Source organism: Cystobacter fuscus DSM 2262 (assembly GCF_000335475.2).
In the GTDB taxonomy this organism is placed as follows: domain Bacteria; phylum Myxococcota; class Myxococcia; order Myxococcales; family Myxococcaceae; genus Cystobacter; species Cystobacter fuscus.
The window spans coordinates 269,219-291,538 of the sequence record NZ_ANAH02000017.1; the positions used below are offsets into that span (position 1 = coordinate 269,219).

Genomic DNA, 22,320 nt, shown 5'->3' on the forward strand with positions numbered 1-22,320 from the left:
AGGACGAGGCATGGGAGTGGGCTCAGGCGGCGTTGCACAGCCGCTTCAACACCTGGGACAAGTCCTCGGAGGACACGGGTTTGACGAGATGCGCGTCGAAGCCGGCGGCGAGTGCGCGCTTGCGATCTTCCGGGTGGCCGTAGCCGGTGAGGGCGACGAGCCGGGTGTCGGCGCCACCGGCGGAAGCGCGCACCAGCTCCGCCACCTGATAGCCGTCCAGCTCGGGCAGGCCGATGTCCACCAGCGCCACCTGGGGACGCTGGGAGAGGACCAGCTCCACCGCGGCGCGCCCGTCGCTGGCCTCCGCCACGTGGTGGCCGTGCAGCTCGAGCAGATCGCGCAGCGTCTCGCGGATGTCCGGGTTGTCCTCCACGAGGAGGATGTTCAGCGGCCTCAGGGACGGGCCGAGCGAGGCGGCGGACTTCAACATGTTGGGAATCGCCAGGGGCGCGGTGGCCTCGGCGGGCAGCGGCAGGCGCACGACGAACTCGCTGCCCTGGGAGAGGCCCTGGCTGTGGGCGCTCACGCGTCCGCCATGCATCTCCACGAGGCTGCGCACCAGGGTGAGGCCGAGTCCCAGTCCTCCCTGGGCCCGGTCGCTGCCCGGATCCACCTGCACGAAGAGATCGAAGACGCGCTGGAGCATGTCCGGCCGGAGGCCGACGCCGTTGTCACGCACGGAGAGGACGAGCTCTCCGTTGTCGCGCCGTGCCGTCAGCTCGATGCGTCCGCCGGAGGGCGTGTACTTGGCCGCGTTGTGCAGCAGGTTGGCCACCACCTGGGTCATGCGGGTGGGATCCACGTTCAGGATCAGCGGCTCCTCGGGCAGGCTCACGCTCAGCGAGTGGTGGCGCTGCTGGATGAAGGGATCGCACGCCTGGATGGCGCCATCCACGATCTCCTTGAAGGTGACCAGGCGGGGCCGGATCTCCACCTTGCCCCGGGTGATGCGGCTGACGTCCAGCAGATCATCCACCAGCCGCGTCATGTGACTCACCTGGCGATCCGCGCTGGCGAAGGCCCGCTGGAGGATCTCATCCTGCGGAGCACGCAGTTGGAAGACCTCGAGCGCGTGGCGGACGGGAGCCAGGGGGTTGCGCAGCTCGTGGGCCAGCATGGCGAGGAACTCGTCCTTGCGGCGGTCCGCCTCGCGCAGCGCGAGGATGAGCTGCTCGCGCTCGCGCGCCACCGCGGACAGCTCCGCCTGGGCCTGTTCCTTCTCCTGCACCAACTTCGCGAGCTCCTGAGCGCGTTGCTCGCGCGCCTCGGACACCTTGCGCTCGCGCTCGACCTCCTGCTGCAACAGGGAGCGCTCGTAGTGGGCCCGCGCCTCGGCGAGCTGCTGGGCGTGGGCACGGCTCTCCGCCTGCCTGAGCAGCGCCTCCTGCCGGCGCACCTCCTCCTTCTTGCGGTGCAGCTCCAGGAACACGCCCACCTTGGTGCGGAGGATCTCCGGAACGATGGGCTTGAAGAGGTAGTCCACCGCGCCCAGCTCGTAGCCGCGCGAGACGTTCACCTCACTGCGGTTGAACGCGGTGATGTAGATGATGGGGATGTGCCGCGTCCGCTCGCGCATGCGAATGAGTGACGCGGTGTCGTATCCATCCATTCCGGGCATCTGCACGTCCAGCAGGATGAGGGCGAACTCCCGCTCGAGCAGCAGGCGCAGCGCCTCGTCGCCCGACGCGGCGGTGACGACGTTGGCGCCGAGATCCGTCATCAGCACCTCCAGCGCACGAAGGTTCGCGGGCGTGTCATCCACGGCCAGCACATCGACTCGGGAGAGCGTGGAAGACGGCGAGGGGGCGACGGAGGGCGGGCTAACCGGCAGGTCGGACACGGTCGCTTTTTTACCGTTTATCGGGACGTAGACCCAGGCCAGTCGTTCTTCTTTCTGTCGTCTGAATGACGACCAGACGTCCAGACGAGCCTGCCCGGATGGCAAGTCGAGCACCGCGTCACGGAAGGTGAGGGCTTGTCCGTGGCCCCGGATACACCGGACTCTCAGGACTCGCCGGGCTCTTCCGCCTCGGAAGGCTCGAGGAGCGTCTGGAGCGCCACCCGGAACAGCCGGAAGCGGGGTGGGGGAAGGGCGCGCACGAGCATGGCGAGCCGACGGAGGGCGGGCTGCGTTTCGAGCTCTTCCTCGGCCTGCCCCTGCTCGTCCGGACCGGAAGGCGGAGGAGGAAGGGCGAGGAGCATGTCGGCGGAGACGCCCAGGACGACGCACAACTCGCGGAGCTTGGGGACGCTCGGCAGCATGTCCCCCCGCTCGATACGCCCGTAGACGGTGGGGACGAAGCCCACGGCGTGGGCCACCTGCTCCTGGGTGAGATCCAATCGGGTCCGGGCCATCCTCAGGCGGGTGCCGAGACCGGGCTGTGGCGTTTCGTCCATGGGGTGCGCTCCCACGTGGGACAAGGGCACCCGAATCCCTGGACGGGGCCCTCCCCTTCGGGTGGCGGGACCCTACCTGATGGGAGGAGTCACTGGAAGAAAACCTGACTCATGCTCCCGCCGCGGGGGGCTCAGTGCCACGAGGCCCCGGAGCCGAAGAACTCCTCCAGCTCGCGCGGCGTGGGGGCATGGGGCACGTCGGGGAAGAGCACGCTCCGGGACGCGTGGCCGAGCAGGTGGCGCTCCTCGTCCACGACCCACAGTCTGTCCAGGGCCGAGTCCTCCATCCTCCGCATGGCCTCCTCCACGGGGATGTCGGGGGAGAGTCCCTCGACGTCCTCGCTCATCACGGAGGACACCCGGGAGGCATCCACGTCGTGTCCCATGGCGACGCCGCGCACCACGAGATCCCGGTCCGTCACCAGCCCCACCAGCTTGCCGTTCTCGCAGACCGGGAGGCTGTCGGCGTCGAGCCGGCGCATCATCTCCGCGGCCTGGCGCAGGGTGGCGCGGGGCTCGAGCACTTCTTCTTCGCGCGTCATCACGTCCTTGAGGGTCTTCATGATCGACGGCTCCTTCGCAGGGGTTGTGCGGGGGGAGGTCAACAGGCTCGCGCCCAGAGTGCCCGCATGTCCGCGGGCAGTGCGTCGCTCACCTGTTGGGCTTCACCCTCGGTGATACAGGCGCGGAGGGTGGCGAGGACCGCCCGGGTCACACTCTCCGCCCGGGCCCGGTCCGCGCCGATGTCCGCCTCCACGCGTTGGAGCAACGCCTCCATCCCCGAGGGGCCGGGGACGTCGTCTCCTTGGAGAGGACAGCCTTGGAAGGCTTCCTGGAGCTTCAGGGGCAGCCACGCCCGCGGATCATCCGCCGTGACGTGACGCAGGGGTCGTTCCAGCGCGCACAACACCGACACGAGTGCCCGCCGGGCCTGCTCCCTGGGCAGACTGCTTCGCTCGCCGAGCTTCTCCAGGAAGAGCGAGTAGCTGCGGGTGCACCGGGCCCGGTGCCTCCGCTCGCGCAACAGCCGTAGCTCGTCCTCCATCCGCTCGGGCTCGTCCGCCATGGTGCGTCCTCCCATCTGTACGGTGGTGATCACCCGGGGCGGATGCACCTGCCTGGCACCTCTCTGGAAAGCAGGCAGGGGAGCGGAGCGAGGGGACCAGGCCGACTTGCGGTGCGGGTCCCCGGAAATAGGAGGAGGGGCGGACTCAGCCCTGCCGCCAGGCGGCGAGGGCGAACAGCACCCAGCCCACGAGGAAGCCCACGCCTCCCAGGGGAGTGATGGCGCCCAGGACGCGCACGCCGGAGAGCGCCAGGGCGTACAGGCTGCCGGAGAAGAGCACGATGCCCACCACCAGGGCCCATCCCGCGCCGTTGAGCAGGGGGCTGGGCCGCAGGTGCGCGAGCAGACCGACCGCGATGAGCCCCAGCGAGTGATACATGTGGTAACGCGCGCCTGTTTCGAAGATGGTTTGCATGTCCGGAGGGAGCCTCGTGCGCAGGGCATGTGCACCGAAAGCTCCAGCCGCCACAGACAGGAACGCGCTTGCCGCGCCGAGAATGAGCCACAGACGCATCGTCGAGCGCCTTTCTTTCCTCAGAAGTCCGACCGAGGCACCCTACCGCGCCCAGTCCAGCGCGTCTCTACTTTCTCCCGATGCCAGCTCCCTCCTCCAAGAAGCCCACTTCCCGTAAGTCCTCTCCTCCCGCGCTCCAGCCCTTCGAGCTGCGGCCCTCGTCCATCCAGGGTCAGGGCGCCTTCGCCACGCGCCCCATCAAGAAGGGCGATCGCATCATCGAGTACCTCGGCGAGCGCATCACCCAGGACGAGGCGGACGAGCGCTACGACGACAGTGCCATGGCGCGCCACCACACCTTCCTCTTCAGCGTGGACGACGACACGGTCATCGACGCGGCGCGGGGGGGCAACGACGCCCGGTTCATCAACCACTCGTGCGCTCCCAACTGTCAGGCCTTCCTGGAGGACGAGCGCATCTACATCTACGCCCTGCGCGACATCGCCGTGGGCGATGAGCTCAGCTACGACTACGGCTACGAGCGCACCGAGGACATGGGCCCCGAGGAGGAGGCGCTCTACGTCTGCCGCTGTGGCGCTCCCAATTGCCGGGGCACCATCCTCGCTCCCCTGAAGAAGGAGGAGCCCAAGAAGAAGGCATCCGCGAAGAAGTCCTCGAAGAAGACTTCTTCCTCGAAGAAGAAGTCGTCGAAGAAGGCGCCCTCGAAGGTGGGGGGCAAGCGCGCGTCCAAGGCCCGGTCCGGACGGGGGGACAAGGGCCGCACGCGCGCGGCCCGCGGGTAAGCGCGAGAGGGTGGACACCGGGAGTCGAACCGGGCACCGTCCCGTCGCCGCGCGCCCCGGCCTGCTCCCGGGGCGTGACGGGTTGACCCGTACGGAGGACCCTCTTTGACCCTCTCCCTCTTCGCGGCGCTCGCCCTGACCGCCGCGCCCACCGCCCCTCAGCCGTACACCGCCCAGGATCAGGTGATGATGCGCCGGATCCAGGATCCGAGCGTGTCTCCGGATGGCAAGCGCATCGCCTTCGTGCTGCGCACCACGGACCTGGAGGCCAACCGCGGCCGCACCGATCTGTGGCTCGTCAACACGGACGGGACTTCCCCGCGTCAGCTCACCTTCACTCCGGAGAGCGAGGGGCAGCCCACCTGGAGCCCCGATGGTCAGAGCCTCTTCTTCCTCTCCTCGCGGGGCGGCTCGAGCCAGGTGTTCCTCCTGCCCCTGGACGGGGGGGAGTCGCGCGCCGTCACGAAGCTGCCCCTGGACGTGAGCGCCTTCCGCCTGTCGCGCGATGGCCGGATGCTCGCCGTGGCCCTGGAGGTCTACCCCGACTGCCCCACGCTGGAGTGCACCCCCCAGCGCCAGAAGGAGCAGGCGCAGAAGAAGAGCACGGGCCGCGTCCATGAGCAGCTCTTCGTCCGGCACTGGGACACCTGGGCGGATGGCCGGCGCTCGCACCTCTTCGTGCTGCCGGTGGATGGCTCCGCCGCCCCGCGTGACGTGATGGCGGGCATGGACGCGGACGGTCCCAGCAAGCCCTTCGGCGGCCCGGAGGAGTTCACCTTCACTCCGGATGGCAAGGGGCTCGTCTTCACCGCGCGCGACGTGGGCCGCACGGAGGCGTGGAGCACGGACCTGGATCTCTTCCTCGCCTCCGTGGAGCGTCCCGGCAAGCCGCGCAAGCTCACCGAGAAGAACCGCGCCACGGACACCCAGCCCGTGTTCAGCCCGGATGGCAAGACGCTCGCCTACCTCGCCATGTCACGCCCCGGCTTCGAGGCGGACCGGCTGCGCGTGGTGCTGCGCGCGTGGCCGGAGGGCCCGGAGCGCGTCCTCGCCGAGTCGTGGGATCGCTCGGCGGGCGCGCTCACCTGGAGCGCGGACGGCAAGTCGTTGCTCGCCACCGCGGCGGACACGGGGCAGCAGCCCGTCTTCTCCCTGGATGTGGCGAGCGGTCAGGTGCGCACGCTCATGGGGCAGGGAAGCTGCTCGGATCCCCGCGCCCTGCCGGATGGCCGCGTCGTCTTCCTTCGCGATGATCTCAAGTCACCCGCGGACCTGTACGTGATGCGCGCGGATGGGAGCGAGCCGCGCCAGCTCACGCGCGTCAACGCGGACGCCCTGGCACGCATCCGCTTCGGCGACTTCGAGCAGTTCTCCTTCCCGGGTTGGAATGGCGAGAAGGTGCACGCCTTCGTGGTGAAGCCGGTCGACTTCGAGCCGAAGAAGAAGTACCCGGTGGCCTTCCTCATCCACGGCGGTCCCCAGGGCAGCTTCGGCAACCACTTCCACTACCGGTGGAACCCGCAGGCGTACGCGGGCCGGGGCTACGTGGCGGTGATGGTCGACTTCCACGGCTCCACGGGCTACGGCCAGGCCTTCACCGACTCCATCAGCGGGGACTGGGGTGGCAAGCCCCTGGAGGATCTTCGCAAGGGGCTGGAGGCCGCGCTCGCCCGCTACCCCTTCATGGACGCCGGCCGGGTGTGCGCGCTGGGCGCCAGCTATGGCGGCTTCATGATCAACTGGCTCGAGAGCCAGGAGCCCGAGCGCTTCCGCTGCCTGGTGAATCATGACGGCAACCTCGACGAGAAGATGGCGTACTTCAACACCGAGGAGCTGTGGTTCCCCGAGTGGGAGCACGGGGGCACGCCGTGGGAGAAGCCCGAGGGCTTCACCAAGCACAACCCGATCGATCACGTGGCGAAGTGGAAGACGCCCATGCTGGTCATCCACGGTGGGCAGGACTTCCGCGTGGTGGACACGCAGGGCCTGTCCACCTTCACCGTGCTGCAGCGCCGGGGCATCCCCTCCAAGCTGCTCTACTTCCCGGATGAGAACCACTGGGTGGTCAAGCCCGCCAACAGCCTGCAGTGGCACGAGGAGGTGCTGAGCTGGTTGGACCAGTGGACGAAGAACCCGGCGCCCAAGGCGAAGGCCGCGAAGTAGCTTTCTCGGGGCTCTGTCGCCACCGCGACAGAGTTCCGCCGCGGGTTCCTCCACTCTTCCATCTGGCCCGAGGAGTGGAAGGATGCCCGAGATGACGCACTACATTCGCTACACCGATTCCGTGGAGGTCCGCCAGGCGGACGAGGACGCGCTGATCCAGAAGATCGTCACGTCGATGGGACGGGTGAACCGCGCTCACTTCGAGCACCACCGTCATGCCCTGCGCGACGCGCACGCCAAGAGCCATGGGGTGCTCGTGGGCACGTTGACCGTGCTCGACGGTCTGCCGGAGCACCTGCGCCAGGGGGTCTTCGCCGAGCCGCGCAGCTACCCCATCGTGGTGCGCTTCTCCTCGGCGCCGGGAGAGCTGCAGAGCGATCGCATCGCGACCCTGCGGGGCATGGCCATCAAGATGCTGGGGGTGGAGGGGAACAAGGTCCTGCCGGAGCACCGGGACGAGAAGACCCAGGACTGGCTGCTGGTCAATCATCCGGTCATCCCGTTCGGGGATGTCTCCGCCTATTGGAAGGCCCAGCAGTTCGCCGAGAGCCGTGGCTCCACTTCCGAGTTCTCCAAGCAGCTCACCTCCACGCTCGCGCGAGGTGCCCACAAGGTGCTGGGGCTGGCCGGCGTCCACAACGAGACGGTGAAGGTTCTGGCGGTGCGCAACACCCATCCGCTGGGGGAGACGTTCCACAGCATGGCCGCGCTGCGCTTCGGGGACTACCTCGCGAAGCTCAGCGCCGCCCCCTTGTCCCCGGAGCTCCGGCGGCTCACGGGCAGGGAACTCGACATCGATGAGCCGTCCTCGGGCGTGCGCGACCTCGTCACCGCCTTCTTCGACGCGCACCCGGCGGAGTACGAATTGAGGGCCCAGCTGTGCACGGACCTGGAGCGCATGCCGGTGGAGGACGCCTCGGTCGAGTGGCCCGAGAGCCTGTCGCCCCACCAGCCCATCGCGAGGATCTCCCTGCCCCGTCAGGACGCCTACAGCCCCGCGCGCCGCGTCTACGCCGATGACGTGCTGTCCTTCAACCCCTGGCATTGCATCGAGGCGCATCGCCCCCTGGGCTCCATCATGCGCGTGCGGCGCACGGCCTATGAGGCCTCCTCCCGCTTCCGGCACGAGATGAACGTGCGCCCGCGCGTGGAGCCCCGAGACATCTCGGACATTCCGGCCTGAGCCGGGGCGGGGTAGGGTGACGGGCCATGGCTCCGTCCCCTGATTTCGACGCCTACCGCTCCGAGTTCCCCATCGTGCGCGAGCAGCTCGCCTTCAACCACGCGGGCGTCTCGCCCACGAGCCAGCGGGCCGCCACCGCCATCCGGGAGTGGTCGGAGGATCTGCTGCTGCACGGCGTGCGCTACGAGCGGGGTTGGGAGGCGCGCACCGAGGCCACCCGGGCGCTCGCCGCCCGCATCATCGGCGCCGAGCCCGAGGAGATCGCCTTCGTGCGCAACACGGGCCATGGACTCGGCCTCGTCGCCGAGGGGCTCGACTGGCGCCCCGGGGACGAGGTCGCCGTCGCCGCGTCCATCGAGTACCCCTCCAACGTCTATCCCTGGCTGCACCTGCGCGACCGCGGCGTGAGCGTGCGGGAGATCGAAGCGCGCGAGGGCGGGGTGACCCCCGAGGCCGTGGCCGCCGCGCTGACCCCCCGCACCCGGCTCGTCGCCGTGAGCTCCGTGCAGTTCGCCTCGGGCCACCGCACGGACCTGGAGGCCATTGGAGCGTTGTGCGAGCGCGCGGGCGTCCTCTTCTGCGTGGATGGCATCCAGAGCGTGGGTTGCATCCCCGTGGACGTGAAGAAGTGCCGCATCCACTTCCTCAGCGCTGACAGCCACAAGTGGATGATCGGCGTGGCGGGCATCGGCTTCTTCTACGTGGACCGGAACGTGTTGCCGCGCGTGCGGCCCGTGCTCGTCGGCTGGCGCTCCACCACCGACCTCTGGAACTTCAACCGGTCCCACTTCGAGCTGCGCCCGGATGCCAGGAAGTTCGAGGAGGGCAGCCACAACTACGCGGGCATCTACGCGCTCCACGCCGCCCTGGGCCTGCTGCTGGAGGTGGGGATGGACGCCGTCGCGGCGCGCATCCGCGAGCTGCTCGTCCACGCGGACGCGGAGCTGCGTGCCCTGGGGTGCTCCACCGGCCCCACCCCCGAGCACCGCGCGGGAATCCTCACCTTCCTGCCGCCTCGGGGGGATGTGACGGCGCTCGCCGCGCACCTCACCGAGCACCTCGTGAGCTTCTCCCTGCGCCGGGGCCGCATCCGCCTCTCGCCCCACTTCTACATCCAGCCCGCCGAGGTGGACCGCGTCGTGGCGCTGGTGCGTGACTTCTCCGGACGGTGAGCGTCCAGACGAGGAGGTCCTGGTGAACACGAACGAACTGGCGTCGCTCGCTCGCCTCGACGGCATGGCTCAGGCGGAGCTGTGTGCTCGGGGCGAGGTCTCGGCGGCCGAGTTGTTCGACGCGTGCCTGGCTCGCATCGACGCGTTGAACCCGCTGTTGCGTCCGGTCGTCACGGTCGCCCGCGAGCGCCCCCTCCCGGCGGGTCCGGGGCCATTTTCCGGAGTGCCCTTCCTGGTGAAGGACTCCACGCCCTGGCCCGGTCTGCGATGGTCGATGGGCTCGCGGTTGTTCGCGGCCAATGTCGCCCAGCGGCAGACGCCCTATGGCAAACGGCTCGAGGAGTCGGGGCTCGTGTGTGCCGGCAAGAGCGCGGCATCGGAGTTCGGATTGCTCGCCAGCACCGAGACGTTGCTCGAGGGCGTGACGCACAATCCGTGGGAGCTCGCCTGCTCGGCCACGGGCTCGTCCGGTGGCAGCGCGGTCGCCGTCGCCGCGGGGCTCGTTCCGCTCGCGCACGCCAATGACGGGGGCGGTTCGCTTCGCATCCCCGCGTCGGCATGCGGTCTCTTCGGCTTCAAGCCGAGCCGTGGGCGCACGGTGCCCGCGAGCTTCGTCAGCTCGGACTTCGGCGACATGACGAGCGATCACTGCATCAGCCGCTCGGTGCGTGACAGCGCGCTGCTCCTTTCGCTCACCGAGGATCGCTCGAGTGCTGCGCCCGTCGGCTTCGTGCGCGATCCAATTGCTCGCAGGCTGCGCATCGCGGCCTGGACGCGTACGGCGATGGGCGAGGAGCCGGAGCCCAGGGTGCGCCGCGCCTACGATGAGGCGGTGGCACTGCTCTCCGAGCTCGGCCACGAGGTCGAGCCGATCACTCCGCCCCTCTTCGAGGGTCCCGAGCTGGGCGACGCGTTCTTCCTCGTTTCGGGCGCGGCCGTCGCGGACGTCGTCGAGAGGATTGATCAGACGCGTGACGAGCCCGTGCAACACGACGAGCTCGAGCCGTTCACCTGGGGGCTGGTCGAGACCTTCCTCGCGCGCGGTCCGGACGCGCTGCCACGAGCGCGTGCCGCCTTCGCGCGAGCGGTGCGCGCCTACGGCGAGGCGACTCGAGGGTACGACGTGGTGCTCACGCCGACGATCGCCACCGAGCCGTGGCGCATCGGGCACCTCTCTCCGATTCACGGGCGTGAGGAACTGCTGCGCCGCACGGGACGAGCCCTGGGTTACACGCCCATCCAGAACATCGCGGGTTGCCCCGGGATGTCCGTGCCCCTTCACTTTCCGGGGGACGGTCCTCCCATCGGCACACACTTCGCCGCGGCGCCCGGTGCCGATGCGTTGCTGCTCGGCCTCGCGTACCAGCTCGAGCAGGCACGCCCGTGGAAGGAGCGTTGGGCGCCCTATTCGATTCCCGCGCTCTTCTGACTGGCCTCACGACCGCGACACGTTCCCCCAGGAACGGGAGCCAGTCGGGAGCTACGCCGGAGGGTTGAGCATCCGTTGGCAGATGTCCTCCCAGGCCGAGCGGCTGACGCGCATCGCCGCGTTCTTGCAATGGATGATCAACTGACACGCCGATAGGTATTTTTCGAGCCTGGCTCTTCCTTCCACCAGCTCGCGAGGCTCGGGGGGGAGTTGCAGCGTCTTGACGAAGAGCCCCAGGAGTTGTCTCCACGTCTCGAGTACATCATGGAATGAAGCCTCCCAGCTCAGCCGATGACGTAAGGCTTGTACCCGCGGCCCCACCTCATCCCACCTTCCCGAGAGGACCCGGGTTGAAGCCAGCACGGCGAAGGCGTTGATCAGACTCCGTGCGTGCCTGACAAAGAAGTCTCGAGCCCGTCCATTGGACTGAGCCCAGATGCAGCTGCAGTCGAGGTTGAAGTCGTAGACGAGGTCGTGGCTGGCGCCGAGGTCGCGGATGAGGTCGCGAACAAGATTGAAGTCGAACTCGAGGCCGTGGGCCTCGAGCCGGCCGATGATGAGGGAGACGGCGAAATCGCGCTTGAGCCCGGGGTCGAACTCCTCGACGAGAAGGCGGTCGAGGTCTATCGCTTGGCTGATGTCGAAGGCGAGGGCCATGGCGAAGGCACGTCGGGCCGCGGTCTGCTCCGCATCGTCCAGGGGCACGTGCTTGCTGCTCGCCCAGCGCACGAGCCGGACGGCATTCCCCAAGTGCTTCTCGGCGGTCTGCTGCATGCGCAGCAGCAGCTCATCCGCCTGTCGGACCGCTCCCGCCAGGAGGATGAAGACCTCTCGCCAGCACGCATCGAACAGGTGCGTGCGGACGAGCTCCACGAGCCGCTGGGGGTCGTCATGCCAGACGGCCGTGAGGTACTCCTGAAGCGTGAGGTGCGAGAATGACCAGGCGTCCTGGGCCCGCTGAACGATGAGTCCTTGCTGGACCTCGATGGCCTGCAGCACCTGGTCGCCATTCAGGTGCTTGGGTGCATTGAGCTCCTCGCGGAGGAAGTGGGTGATGGAGTCGGTCAGCTCCCGGCGGGTGAAGAAGTAGCGGTCGTCGCGAAAGGCTGACGCGGCGATCTCGGCCAGCATCTGGACTTCCATCCTGACATGGAGCTCCCGGTAGACGGGCTCATGGTGGATGCGCTTGGAGGCGGCCCACCGCTCCATGAGAATCTCCAGTGCCTGCCGGTAGAGCTCGCTCCGGTTGGCGGGCAGGCGCTGGCGGTCATCGTAGGTGAGGCAGAGAAACGTCAGCAGCAGGGGCGTGTGGGCCAGCTCCTTGGCGGAGGCGTGGGCGGGTTCCCCGAGCGTCTTCAAGAACTCCTCGGCGAGCTGGTACTGGAGATCCGTGTCGGAGCGGAACCAGTTGTGGACGAAGCTGGCGATCTGCTGGTCGTCGAAGTCGGACAGCAGCACATCCTGGAAGCGGCTGAAGTATCCCTTGTAGAAAGCGGTTCGGCACGAGATGACGAAGCGATTGCCGCTGTATCGGTCCACGAAGTCACTCATGTGCGAGATGGCCTTGTCGAGCTGACAGTCGGGAATTTCATCCACGCCATCGAGGAGGATCAGCAGGCGTCCTTCCTCCAGGAGTGTTCCGGTCAACTCGCCGGACTCGGGCAGGCCACAGATCGCCAGCTCGTTCTGGATGAGCAGGGCGAGATCGATCGCATCCGTGCGGAAGCGGCGCAGCTCGATCAGGACGGGAAGGCAGTCGTGCTCGTAGCGGCTGAGTTCAATGGCACCGAGGTCGGGTCCGCGGCCGAGCGATTCGAGCAAGGGGACGCTCCAGGTTCGCCGCGGTAGGAGCGCCTCCAGGCCGAGCCGGCGGAGGAAGGTGGACTTGCCCGCCCCAGGGGAACCGAGGACGTTGAGAAAGCGGGACTTGTTGGCATGTTCCAGGCAGTCTGTCTTGCTGCCTGGACGTGCCTTTGGCCAGGACAAGCGCTTGCCTCGCAGAAGGAACAACTTGTGGAGCTCTTCCACCGAGCTGAAGCTCTTCATGGCCCGCGGAGGAATCGCCTGGGCGGCCACGTAGACTTCCCTCAAGGGAACAGGCCGATCCATGTTGAGGACCTTGATGTTCCCGTACCGCTCCAGGAAGTTCCGGGCGTACGCATGCATCCCCCGTCGAACCCTGTCATGGTCGGCGATGCGTTTGCCCAGACCCTTGAGTCCTTCCCAGACGAGCTGAAAGGCCGTGGCCGCGGTCAACGCCAGCAGTTGCTCCTCGACTCGTGACGACATGAACTCCCCTGAGCCGAAGGACCCAGGCTCCTCTTGGACGGAGAGTTCGGTGGAGGAATGTGAGCCCGCGGGGAGGCGCGTCTTTCTCGAGTTCGCGGGGTTGAAGAGTGCCCGCGCACCCAGGCGATGCCTTGCCTTGTTGGTTCGCGGGCGGGTGTTTCTACTCCGGACAGGGGATGCAACGGCCCTTGTTGTCGCGACAGGTGTAGTCCACCGGGCAGGGAGCCATGTCGGACCGCGAGAGCGCCAGCGCCGCCGTCCCGCCACCCAGCACCCCAGCGAGCAACACGGCTACCATCATCACGTTCTTCTTCGTGATGGAACGCCTCCATCGAGCCAACCATCGGCGGTTGGGACTCCAGCACACCCCGTATGGGCTCACCGTGTCAACAGGTGAAGGCTGGAACCGCGGCGGGCCGGCCTCTTCTCGCCTCGGCCCGCTCGGAGGAGCGGCAATGATTGTTCACGTGACACGTCGCGTGGCCGCCCAGAACAGCAGGGCCGTCATGCTGATCGCGGCCCCCAGCGCGCAGACGCCGGGCCAGCCTGTCCACGCATAGACCAGGGTCGAGGTGATGGAGCCGCTGGCGCTGCCGATGGAATAGAAGACCATGTAGCCGCCGATGAGCCGGCTGCGGGCATCCGGGCGCACGGCGAGGAGCATGCTCTGGTTGGTGACGTGGACCGCCTGGATGGCCAGATCGAGGAGGACGACCCCGACCGCCAGCGCCCACAGTGATGAGTGGGTGAAGGCGATGGGGAGCCACGCCACCAGCATCAGCGCGAGGGCCGCCCCCGTCGTCCATTGGCCCCAGCCGCGATCCGCGAGGCGGCCTGCCCGTCCGGCGCCAATGGCTCCGGCCACACCGGCGAGGCCGAACAAGCCGACTCCGGTGTGGGAGAGCGAGATGGGTGGCGCACTGAGTGGCAGGACCATGGAAGTCCACAACACGCTGAAGGTGGCGAAGATCAGCAGGGCGAGCACGGCGCGAACGCGCAGGAGCGGCTCCTCGCGGAACAGCACGAAAACGGAGCGCACGAGTTCAGGATAGGGCGGGGCGGCGCTTCTCCTCTCGTGGCGCGGGAGCACCCCGTACAGCAAGGCCGCCATGACCAGGGTCAAGCCCGCCGACGTGAGATAGACCGAACGCCATCCGCCGAGGTCCGCGAGCAGACCGGAGACGAAGCGGGCCAGCAGGATGCCGATGACGACCCCGCTCGTGACCGTCCCGACCACGCTCCCTCGTTCGTCGGAGGAAGCCAGGGTCGCGGCGAAGGCGACGAGCACCTGCACGACCACGGCGAGCAGGCCAACGATGATCATTCCCGCCAACAGCACGGTCGCCGTGGGGGCGCTGCCCACGCCAACCAATGCCAGCGCGGACAACAGGCCCTGGCCGGCGATCAGCCGGCGGCGATCGACCAGATCGCCCAGCGGCACGATGAACAACAGTCCCAGTGCGTAGCCGAGCTGGGTGACGGTCACGACGAGCCCGATGGAGGCGGGGCGGATGGAGAAGTCGCGCGCCATCGCGTCGAGGAGCGGCTGGGCGTAATAAATATTCGCGACGCTGAGCCCGGCCGCGAGCGCGAAGAGCAGCTGGGCGCCCGGAGTCAGCCCGGTCGTTGGCGGACACCTCGCCTCGATGCACTCGGCGCCTGCCCCATCCACTGTCTGGGTGTGGCTCTCTTCACGCGGCCCTGCCTCTTGTCCGAGTCCCATCCGCGGCTCCATTCGTGTTCGTGGTTCTATTATAGGACCAGTTGCGCGACGGGCTGTCCAGTCCTATCTTGGAACCAGATGTGCTGACCGTTGGAGTGTCATCCCGATGAAGCGGACTGGTTTGAGTGGAGCGGAGTGCCCGGTGGCGCGGTCGTTGGATGCGATCGGCGATTGGTGGTCGCTGCTGATCATCCGCGATGCGTTTGACGGCATGCGACGCTTTGGCGAGTTCCAGAAGAGTCTCGGCGTGGCCAAGGGTATCTTGACGACGCGCCTGCGCAACCTGGTCGCCTTGGAGATACTGCGGCTTGCACCGGCTTCCGACGGCAGCGCGTATCAGGAGTATCTGCTGACGGAGAAGGGACGTGCCCTCTTCCACGTCGTGGTGAGCTTGCGCCAATGGGGCGAGCGGTATCTCTATGCACCGGGTGAGGTGCACTCCCTGTTGGTCGACAATGAGTCGGGCAGGCCTGTCGAGAGGCTGGAACTCCGGTCCTCGGATGGACGAGTCCTCGGCTGGACGGATACGACGGTGAGAAAGCGCCCATCCTCCTCTCCAAAACGACGCGGCCCGGCGGCAACGAAGCCGTCGCGCCGCGGGGCCGCCGAGAGCTGATTCGAGATGAAATCCCTGGAGCGGTGGAAGCAGAAGGCCCGGGCACTCAAGGCGGAGGTGGCGGCGCTGCTCCTCGCGGTCCGACACCCCGCGGTGCCGTGGTACGCCAAGCTCCTGGCGGCGGCGGTGGTCGCGTATGCCCTGAGTCCCGTGGACCTCATCCCGGACTTCATCCCCGTCCTGGGCTACCTCGACGACCTGATTCTCCTCCCGCTGGGCCTCCTGCTCGTCCGCCGGCTCATCCCTCCGGCCGTGCTCGCGGAATGCCGGGAGAAGGCCCTTCGAGAGGCGCACCCGCGCAAGGCGAACTGGATCGCTGGCACCATCATCATCGCCCTCTGGGCAGCGCTCGGGTTCTTGCTCGTGCGGTGGTGGTGGCACCGGGCTTCCTGATGGGCCGTCCCCAAGGTGACAGACCCTGACCCCGCTTCCATGTTTTACTTGGATGAAGGATATTCTCTGGATTCCTGGAGATGCCTCCAGCCGTACGTATGGAGAGGAGTCGAGTCATGAGGTTTCAGTGGGTCCGGATGCTCGCCGTTTTGTGGGCGGCAGGCTGTGGAGTCAGCGCGGAGGAGAAGGCCCTGGTCCAGGTCGAGCAGTCGCTCGCGGGCTTCGAGGTGAGCGCGCCGCTGTCGCTCAACAAGATCGCCTTCCTCCAGGGCGAGCGCGTCGAAGGCTCCGTCACCTACAAGAACACCACGGGCCAGAACCTCGTCATCGCCAACCTCGCCATCGCCATGCGGACCCCCACGGGGGGCCACGCGGACCTGTCGCCCGGTACGGGGGCGCGGACGCTGACTCCCGGCCGGACGCTCCCGCTGACGGCCGGCCGTACCTTCTCCACGAGTGACGCCCCGGGCACCTGGACGCTCTTCGCCAGTTGGCAGGACAGCAGCGGTGCCTGGCACGAGGAATCACCGCGCACCATCACCCTCCTGGCACCCGCCACGAGCCGCCTGAGCGTGACCAGGCCCCTGGCGCTCAACAAGAGCGCTCCCTTCGTGGGCGAGCTCCTCCAGGGCACGGTGACGTACCAGAATACCGGCACCACCCCCTTCGCCACCCAGACGCTGGTCATCGCGGCGCGTCGGCCCGATGGCTCACAGGCGGACCTGTCGCCCGCGCTCCAGGGGCGCACCTTGCAGCCGGGGGAGTCCGTCACGCTGACCGCGACGCGGACGCTGGACCAGGCAGGCATCTGGAAGGTCTTCACCAGCCACCAGGGCGCCGATGGCCAATGGCACGAGCAGGCGCCCACCCTGGTGGAGGTGAAGACGGGCACGCCCCCGCCCTCGAACTGGCGGCTGGTCTGGCAGGACGAGTTCGACGGCTCGGGCCCGCCGGATTCGACGCGCTGGGGCTACGAGGTCGGCTACGTGCGCAACAGCGAACTCCAGTACTACACCCAGGGCCGCCTGGAGAACGCCCGGCGCGAGAATGGCCAGCTCATCCTCGAGGCACGCAAGGATGGTTGGAATGGGCACGACATCACCTCGGCCAGTCTCATCACCAAGGGCAAGAAGAGCTTCCTCCAGGGCCGCATCGAGGTGTTCGCCAAACTGCCCACCGGGAAGGGAACGTGGCCGGCCTTCTGGTTGCTGGGCACGAACATCGACCAGGTCGGCTGGCCGGCGTGCGGGGAGATCGACATCATGGAGAACGTCGGCTACCAGCCCACCACCATCCACGGCACCGTCCACACGCCGTTCTACTATCACGGCTCCGCCGCCGGCCCGCGGGGCGGCAATACCCAGGCGTCCTCTCCCTGGCTCGACTATCACCTCTACGCCATCGAGTGGTTCCCGGATCGCATCGACTTCTTCGTGGACTCGGTGAAGTACTTCACCTTCCTCAACGAGGGAACGAGCGCGAAGTGGCCCTTCGACAAGCCCCACTACCTCCTGTTGAACCTGGCCATCGGTGGTTCGTGGGGAGGCGGCCAGGGCGTGGACATGAGCCTGTTCCCGCATCGCGTGTACGTGGACTATGTCCGCGTCTACGAGCGCATCCCATAGGCGCGGCGCAAAGCCTGCCAATCCCGGTTCACGAGCGATGTGATCCGCCGCACTCCGAATTCGAGTGCGCTGTCAAAACCCATACTGTCCGTGGAAAGCCTCTCTCAAACCGGGTGTGGGTTCCGCGCGAGCGTGCGAGGAGGGCCCTCCTCCTGTCCTCGGCGAGCAAGTTGTTCTCCCTGGGCATCCTCGTCCGTGCCCGGGGGCTCCTCCCGTGACGACAGTCCTTGGAGTGCTAACATCCCGTGGCTGGGAGGAGAGGAGTGACCGCGACGAGGGGGATGTGGAGCAAGCGGACCGCCAGGGTGTTGGCCGTCCTCATCCTGGGCTTCTACGGTCTGGACGTGCTGCTGCTGGGCGGTTCCAGTCCCTGGACGTTGGGATTCCGTCTGGTCTGGGCACTGTCGCTGCTGGGCTACTCGGCCTTCAGCTCCGAGCTCCCCGAACCCTGGGCGCGGTGGATCGAGGATCTGCACATCGTGGTCATCGCGTGCAGTGTGGTGGGGCTCGTCTGGATGACGGGGGGCACCCTGAGTCCCTACTTCGTCCTGGTGCCGGTGTTGCCGCTGGCCAACTGCTTGATGTACCGGCGGAGCGCGCGGGCGGGCCTGCTGAGCGGAGCGGTGAGTTCCCTGGGGACCTTCGCGCTCGGGTGGATGACGGAGCACCACCTGCTCGAGGCGCTCTTCCGCATGAGCATCATATTGGCCATCACGATGTTCTCCACCTACCTCGCCCAACAAGTGCGGCGGACGCAGGGCTCGGAGCAGGAAGTGCGGCTCGAGCGCGCCCGGCGCGAGTCCCTGGAACTACTGGCGGTCAGTGAGCACCGCCGGGCCCAGACGGAGAAGCTGGCGGCGCTCGGGCGGCTGGCGTCGGACGTGGCCCATGAGATCAACAACCCCCTGGCCTATGTGGGGTCCAACGTCGACTTCGTGCGCGAGGCGCTGCGGCGTCCGGGCGAGACGTCGCCAGAGGAGCTGGCCGAGGTGCTCGAGGAGACTCGGGAGGGGGTGCGGCACATCCGCCAGGTCGTCGCGGACCTGCGGGGCTTCGCGCGCATGGACGTGCGGGAGCCCACGGAGTGTTGCCTGGCGGAGGTCGTGGGAGATGCCGTGAAGCTGGCGTCGCTCCGGCTCAAGCACGTGGTGCGGCTGCGGGTGGATGTGCCGCAGGCGCTGCCGACGGTCTTCGTGGTGCGGCAACGGCTGGTGCAGGTGGTGCTCAACCTGCTGGTCAACGCGGGTGATGCCCTGGAGGAGCAGGGGGGGCGTGACGGCGAGGTCTGGGTGCGAGGGCTCGGCGAGGAAGGGCGCACGGTGCTCCTCATCGAGGACAATGGGCCTGGTTTCGCCCCCCACGTGTTGTCCCGGATCTTCGAGCCCTTCTTCACGACGAAGGGGCCCGACAAGGGCACGGGACTGGGCCTCAGTCTGTCGAGGGATCTGGTGGCCCAGTTCGGCGGCCGGCTCACCGCGAGCAACCGCCCGGAGGGCGGCGCCCGCCTGCGCATCGAGTTCCCTGTTCAAGGCGTCCGGCGCACAGGGATTGAGTAGTTGGAGCCAGCGACGGACTACTTCGCGATCTTCCAGACCTCGTCTCGCTTGCCATGCGCCGCGGATTGAGCCCTGGTTCGGGTCAGTAGAGAATGCAGTCGAATTTCTCGATGACGGCCCGGAGCTCTTCGGGTGTGGTTTCGAGCAACTTAGCGGAAGCGGGAGCGTAGTAGGTCAGGGCTCTGGTGCTTGGTGGGTTCTTGATGAGTGTGTCCGGGATGATGTCGCCATGGGCACCCGGCCACTGGACCCTATTGAGTTCGCGGGCTCGCCCGATAGGATCCAGGATGGTGAAGCAGGGCCACCTGGGAAAGCGAAGGGTGGCAGGGTCCGACCCCATGATGCGGCAGCCATCCAGACGGGCCTCGGTGAAGTCGCAGTCCTCGATGGCCCCGTGCTCCCAACCTGTGCCGTAGCCGGGCCAGTGCCCGAAGTCGCACCCCGTCAGGCGCCCCGTGAAGCGGCACCCCTTGAGGGAGGCTTTCACCCATTGTTGGTGGTTTTTCAGCTCCTGCTTCACCTCGAAGGTGCAGTCAATGAACCGCGCCCCAACGATGATCAAGTTCCTGGCGGAGACCTTCAGGATGACGGTGCAGTTTCTAAGCGACAGGTTGGGACCAAGGAAATAGAGCGAATTCTTGTCCGTCAACTCCAGTCGCTCGTTTGCAATCTCCTTGTCCTCAATGAGGACGTTCTCCAGCCACCCCATGGTTGCTCCTTATTAGAAGGTGAGCATCCGGAAGAACTCGCCCGCCATGCGCCTACCGTGACGCGCCAGATTCGACTCCGTGCCGGAGAGAATCTCGTACTTGAAGCCTCCAGGGACTTCCACATCGACACCTTTGCTCAGGCAGAAGTCGTAGAGGTGCTTGAACTGGTCGCTCACCCGTTTTTGCACGAGCCGCCACCACCTTGGCCAGGGCGTCATTCGTCGCGAGCGCCGCGTTGTGGCCCTTTGACAGTGCGACTTGCCGCACCGCCCCGTCAGTAGATGATGCAGTCGAACTTCTCGATGGTGGCTCGGAGTTCTTCCGGAGTGGTATCGAACCGCTTCGCAATGGTGGGGGCGTGTTCGGTCAACGCTCTGGTGCGAGGCGGGTGGGTGTGAAGCTCGTCTACGACGACAGAGCCATACCGGCCCGGCCACTTGACGCTGCGTAGCTCAGCGGCTCGTTCTATGGGGTCCAGGATGGTGAAGCAGGGCCACTTGGGAAAGCGGATGGCGGCAGGGTCCGACCCCATGATGCGGCAAGCGTCAAGGCTGGCCTCGGTGAAGTCGCAATCCTCGATGGTTCCATGCTGAAACCAAGGGTCACTCCCGTATTCGGGCCAATATCCGAAGTCACAGCCTGTCAGCTTCCCCTTGAAGCGGCAGCCCTTCAGCGATGCGGCTACCCAAAATTGGTGGTTCTTCAGCTCCTGCTTTACCTCGAAGGTGCAGTCGATGAACTGGGCTTGTTTGATGATCAGGCGGCCGGCGGGAACCTTAAGGACGACGGTGCAATTGCGCAGCGTCAGGCCGGTGCTGAGATAGTAGAGCGAATTCTTGTCTGTTAGCTCCAGCCGCTCGTTCTCAATCTTCTGGTCTTTGAAGATGACGTTCTCGAGCCAAGTCATGACCATCCCTATCAGAAGGTGAGCATCCGGAAGAACTCGCCCGCCATGCGCCGACCATGCCGCGCCAGATTGGACTCTGTCCCGGAGAGAATTTCGTACTTGCGACCATTAGCGGGATCAACCACATCGACGCCCTGGTTCTTGAATCGAAGAGGACCCTCGAACCGTGCTTTCAGCTGTGCGTGCACGAAACGCCCCCGGGCCTCGCGCTCCAGCAGTCGCGCCAGCCAATACTCCCCGTTCTTCTTGGCTTCGTCGATGGCCCTCTTTTCGGCGCCCGAGAGCCGATGGGGCCCCCACTCCTTGGCGGCCGTGGTGACGGCTTCCTGGAGCATGTCGCCCACCTTGTCCTCGGCGGGAATGTCCGCGGCCGACTTGCCGCGGGGCAGGTGCCAGCGCTGGCCGTCACTCAGTTCCACCTGCCGGTTGCCACCCCGGTGCCGGATGACGGTTTCGGCGGAGCGGCCCCCTGGTGCCTGTCCATGCCCACTTCCAGTCCCTTTCTTGAGCATCACCACGGCGATGGGGCCCTGGGGTGAGGTGGCCACCGTCTCCACCGCCGCCACCGCCTTGGCCAGGGCTCCCTCCGTCGCGAGCGCCGCCTCTGTCACCTCCAGGCGCCCCATGGCGGCAGCGCCGCCCTGCGCCTCGAACTGCTTGCCCGCGAGGTTGAAGCCCGGAAGCGACTTCACCCGTGGCAGCATCTGCCCCAGCGTGTGCCCGCTGAGGGTGGCCACGGCGAGAATCATGGCCCGGGCTGCGTCCTCGCCCAGCACCTTGCCGAACTCCTCACCTGCCATGCGCAACTCCTCGAAGGTGGTGGCGTGGTGCGCCGTGTCGGCCATGCGGGCCCACCCATCCATGAGGCCGTACAGCGTCTGGAGGCCCACATAGCCCATCAGCAGGAGGGTCATGCCGGCGGCCAGGGCCTTGCTCGTCGGCTCGGGCACCACCCACATCATGCAATAGAGCGCCACCGTCCAGACGACCATGGACACCATCATCCGCACGTCCAGCAACTCGTGCACCAGGGCCGCGCGCGTCTCGTCGAGGACGTGGCCGAAGGCCAGGGCCAGGGCGAACGCCCGCCGGTCATCCGTGCGCAGGTAGGGCCCGTCGTCCAGAAGGCCCAGGCAATCGCCGCCTCCCCGTGGCGCGCACCATTGGAGGTACCTGGCCCTCAGGGCTTCATCCGCCGCGGGGGTGAGTACCACCGGGCCCTCCTGGCGCTCGGGCACCAGGGTGTAGGCCTGGTCGCGGTACATCTCCAGCAGCCAGTCTCCCTGGCTGTCCACGGTCTCAACGCCCTTGGGTGGCGGTAGGAGGTGGAGCAACTCCCGGGCGGCCGCTTGTGGAGTCTTCGCCTTCAGCCGCACGTCGCGCGAGAGGCGCAGGAAGGCCCGTTGGAACTCGGCCTTGGGGATGGGCACCGGCCGGGTGGCGACGGCGCCGGGCTCCATGAAGTCCACGACGTACACGGTGGCGGATTCGAGGCCGGGCTCCGCCGTGGCGGCCACATGCTCCTGGGGAGCCGGGGGAGGCGTCAGCGAGTTGAAGCGGTAGGCCACGAAGCTGCCCCGTGGGGTGCCCGTGGCACATGCGAACAAGAGGGTGAGGAGGGTCCAGGCGCCAACGCAGGGGCCCAGCCGCGCGCTCGTAGGGCGAGCGCGAGGAAGACGAGTGGACACGGCGCACCTCCGGAAGCGACGCGGCCAAAAACCGTCGCTCCGGAATTACATGAAAATGCAGGTGGGTCCGTCAAGCCACCGGGTTGGCGGCGGGTGGCTGGATAAGGTGTCAGACGACTCGTGTGCGCCAGGCAAAGCTTGGGTGA

The 22,320-nt window shown here is 67.3% G+C and carries 20 protein-coding genes and 1 pseudogene; 9 read left to right on the top strand and 12 right to left on the bottom strand.

What is annotated here, in order from left to right:
- Positions 1-22: 22 nt before the first annotated feature.
- From D187_RS28405 to D187_RS28425, 5 genes are all read right to left on the bottom strand, one after another.
- Complete coding sequence (locus D187_RS28405; protein ID WP_162159697.1) at positions 23-1,762, bottom strand: response regulator; 1,740 nt, start codon at positions 1,760-1,762, stop codon at positions 23-25.
- A gap of 242 nt (positions 1,763-2,004) precedes the next feature.
- Positions 2,005-2,397, bottom strand: a complete 393-nt coding sequence (locus tag D187_RS28410; protein ID WP_002625504.1) for a helix-turn-helix transcriptional regulator — start codon at positions 2,395-2,397, stop codon at positions 2,005-2,007.
- A gap of 131 nt (positions 2,398-2,528) precedes the next feature.
- Positions 2,529-2,960 carry a CBS domain-containing protein gene (locus tag D187_RS28415; protein WP_002625505.1) on the bottom strand — a complete coding sequence of 144 codons (432 nt, stop codon included), beginning with the start codon at positions 2,958-2,960 and terminating at the stop codon, positions 2,529-2,531.
- A gap of 38 nt (positions 2,961-2,998) precedes the next feature.
- On the bottom strand, positions 2,999-3,463 hold the full coding sequence (locus D187_RS50490; protein WP_002625506.1) for a DUF2267 domain-containing protein: 465 nt from the start codon (positions 3,461-3,463) through the stop codon (positions 2,999-3,001).
- A gap of 145 nt (positions 3,464-3,608) precedes the next feature.
- Positions 3,609-3,977, bottom strand: coding sequence for a DUF423 domain-containing protein (locus tag D187_RS28425; protein WP_043431740.1), 369 nt, complete (start codon positions 3,975-3,977; stop codon positions 3,609-3,611).
- 80 nt (positions 3,978-4,057) lie between these two features.
- Here D187_RS28425 and D187_RS28430 point away from each other — a divergent pair, with 80 nt between their 5' ends.
- From D187_RS28430 to D187_RS28450, 5 genes are all read left to right on the top strand, one after another.
- Entirely contained in the window at positions 4,058-4,720 is a 663-nt protein-coding gene (locus D187_RS28430; RefSeq protein ID WP_002625508.1) for an SET domain-containing protein, read from the top strand.
- A 105-nt stretch (positions 4,721-4,825) separates the two neighbouring features.
- Positions 4,826-6,883, top strand: a complete 2,058-nt coding sequence (locus D187_RS28435; protein WP_002625509.1) for a dipeptidyl-peptidase 5 — start codon at positions 4,826-4,828, stop codon at positions 6,881-6,883.
- A 91-nt stretch (positions 6,884-6,974) separates the two neighbouring features.
- Positions 6,975-8,066, top strand: a complete 1,092-nt coding sequence (locus tag D187_RS28440; RefSeq protein ID WP_245591851.1) for a catalase family protein — start codon at positions 6,975-6,977, stop codon at positions 8,064-8,066.
- A gap of 26 nt (positions 8,067-8,092) precedes the next feature.
- Complete coding sequence (locus D187_RS28445; RefSeq protein ID WP_002625511.1) at positions 8,093-9,238, top strand: aminotransferase class V-fold PLP-dependent enzyme; 1,146 nt, start codon at positions 8,093-8,095, stop codon at positions 9,236-9,238.
- 22 nt (positions 9,239-9,260) lie between these two features.
- The gene (locus tag D187_RS28450; protein ID WP_002625512.1) at positions 9,261-10,667 is read left to right on the top strand and encodes an amidase; all 1,407 of its coding nucleotides are present in this window, start codon (positions 9,261-9,263) and stop codon (positions 10,665-10,667) included.
- Positions 10,668-10,718: 51 nt separating this feature from the next.
- Here D187_RS28450 and D187_RS50495 read toward each other — a convergent pair whose 3' ends face one another.
- The 3 genes from D187_RS50495 to D187_RS28460 form a co-directional block, all read right to left on the bottom strand.
- Entirely contained in the window at positions 10,719-12,956 is a 2,238-nt protein-coding gene (locus D187_RS50495; protein ID WP_002625513.1) for an NACHT domain-containing protein, read from the bottom strand.
- Between the two features lie 160 nt (positions 12,957-13,116).
- Entirely contained in the window at positions 13,117-13,260 is a 144-nt protein-coding gene (locus D187_RS55535) for a glycoside hydrolase family 32 protein (protein ID WP_162159699.1), read from the bottom strand.
- Positions 13,261-13,419: 159 nt separating this feature from the next.
- Positions 13,420-14,679: an MFS transporter gene (locus tag D187_RS28460; RefSeq protein WP_002625515.1), complete on the bottom strand. Its 1,260-nt coding sequence runs from the start codon at positions 14,677-14,679 to the stop codon at positions 13,420-13,422.
- A 106-nt stretch (positions 14,680-14,785) separates the two neighbouring features.
- Between D187_RS28460 and D187_RS28465 the strand changes: the two genes are divergently transcribed.
- From D187_RS28465 to D187_RS28480, 4 genes are all read left to right on the top strand, one after another.
- Positions 14,786-15,295 carry a winged helix-turn-helix transcriptional regulator gene (locus tag D187_RS28465; protein WP_002625516.1) on the top strand — a complete coding sequence of 170 codons (510 nt, stop codon included), beginning with the start codon at positions 14,786-14,788 and terminating at the stop codon, positions 15,293-15,295.
- Between the two features lie 6 nt (positions 15,296-15,301).
- Positions 15,302-15,688: a DUF1232 domain-containing protein gene (locus tag D187_RS28470; protein ID WP_002625517.1), complete on the top strand. Its 387-nt coding sequence runs from the start codon at positions 15,302-15,304 to the stop codon at positions 15,686-15,688.
- A 116-nt stretch (positions 15,689-15,804) separates the two neighbouring features.
- Positions 15,805-17,313 (top strand): glycoside hydrolase family 16 protein, encoded by a 1,509-nt coding sequence (locus D187_RS54160; protein WP_002625518.1) that lies wholly within the window; start codon positions 15,805-15,807, stop codon positions 17,311-17,313.
- 263 nt (positions 17,314-17,576) lie between these two features.
- Positions 17,577-18,869, top strand: coding sequence for a sensor histidine kinase (locus tag D187_RS28480; RefSeq protein ID WP_002625519.1), 1,293 nt, complete (start codon positions 17,577-17,579; stop codon positions 18,867-18,869).
- An 82-nt stretch (positions 18,870-18,951) separates the two neighbouring features.
- Here the strand turns inward: D187_RS28480 and D187_RS28485 are convergent, their stop codons facing one another.
- From D187_RS28485 to sitA5, 4 genes and pseudogenes are all read right to left on the bottom strand, one after another.
- Positions 18,952-19,578 (bottom strand): pentapeptide repeat-containing protein, encoded by a 627-nt coding sequence (locus tag D187_RS28485; RefSeq protein WP_002625520.1) that lies wholly within the window; start codon positions 19,576-19,578, stop codon positions 18,952-18,954.
- Positions 19,579-19,590: 12 nt separating this feature from the next.
- Positions 19,591-19,773 (bottom strand): annotated as a pseudogene (locus tag D187_RS55540) (AHH domain-containing protein); the annotation flags it as partial.
- Positions 19,774-19,853: 80 nt separating this feature from the next.
- Entirely contained in the window at positions 19,854-20,486 is a 633-nt protein-coding gene (locus tag D187_RS50500; RefSeq protein ID WP_076606247.1) for a hypothetical protein, read from the bottom strand.
- A gap of 11 nt (positions 20,487-20,497) precedes the next feature.
- Positions 20,498-22,174 carry a SitA5 family polymorphic toxin gene (sitA5, locus tag D187_RS28495; protein ID WP_002625523.1) on the bottom strand — a complete coding sequence of 559 codons (1,677 nt, stop codon included), beginning with the start codon at positions 22,172-22,174 and terminating at the stop codon, positions 20,498-20,500.
- Positions 22,175-22,320 lie beyond the last annotated feature (146 nt).

Excerpts from the sequence above, each read along its gene's own strand:
- D187_RS50495 (WP_002625513.1), bottom strand. The coding sequence starts at position 12,956 with ATGTCGTCACGAGTCGAGGAGCAACTGCTGGCGTTGACCGCGGCCACG.
- D187_RS28460 (WP_002625515.1), bottom strand. The coding sequence starts at position 14,679 with ATGGGACTCGGACAAGAGGCAGGGCCGCGTGAAGAGAGCCACACCCAG.
- D187_RS54160 (WP_002625518.1), top strand. The coding sequence starts at position 15,805 with ATGAGGTTTCAGTGGGTCCGGATGCTCGCCGTTTTGTGGGCGGCAGGC.
- D187_RS28425 (WP_043431740.1), bottom strand. The coding sequence starts at position 3,977 with ATGCGTCTGTGGCTCATTCTCGGCGCGGCAAGCGCGTTCCTGTCTGTG.
- D187_RS28410 (WP_002625504.1), bottom strand. The coding sequence starts at position 2,397 with ATGGACGAAACGCCACAGCCCGGTCTCGGCACCCGCCTGAGGATGGCC.
- D187_RS28465 (WP_002625516.1), top strand. The coding sequence starts at position 14,786 with ATGAAGCGGACTGGTTTGAGTGGAGCGGAGTGCCCGGTGGCGCGGTCG.
- D187_RS28415 (WP_002625505.1), bottom strand. The coding sequence starts at position 2,960 with ATGAAGACCCTCAAGGACGTGATGACGCGCGAAGAAGAAGTGCTCGAG.
- D187_RS28430 (WP_002625508.1), top strand. The coding sequence starts at position 4,058 with ATGCCAGCTCCCTCCTCCAAGAAGCCCACTTCCCGTAAGTCCTCTCCT.
- D187_RS50490 (WP_002625506.1), bottom strand. The coding sequence starts at position 3,463 with ATGGCGGACGAGCCCGAGCGGATGGAGGACGAGCTACGGCTGTTGCGC.
- D187_RS50500 (WP_076606247.1), bottom strand. The coding sequence starts at position 20,486 with ATGACTTGGCTCGAGAACGTCATCTTCAAAGACCAGAAGATTGAGAAC.
- D187_RS28470 (WP_002625517.1), top strand. The coding sequence starts at position 15,302 with ATGAAATCCCTGGAGCGGTGGAAGCAGAAGGCCCGGGCACTCAAGGCG.
- D187_RS28440 (WP_245591851.1), top strand. The coding sequence starts at position 6,975 with ATGACGCACTACATTCGCTACACCGATTCCGTGGAGGTCCGCCAGGCG.
- D187_RS28445 (WP_002625511.1), top strand. The coding sequence starts at position 8,093 with ATGGCTCCGTCCCCTGATTTCGACGCCTACCGCTCCGAGTTCCCCATC.
- D187_RS28485 (WP_002625520.1), bottom strand. The coding sequence starts at position 19,578 with ATGGGGTGGCTGGAGAACGTCCTCATTGAGGACAAGGAGATTGCAAAC.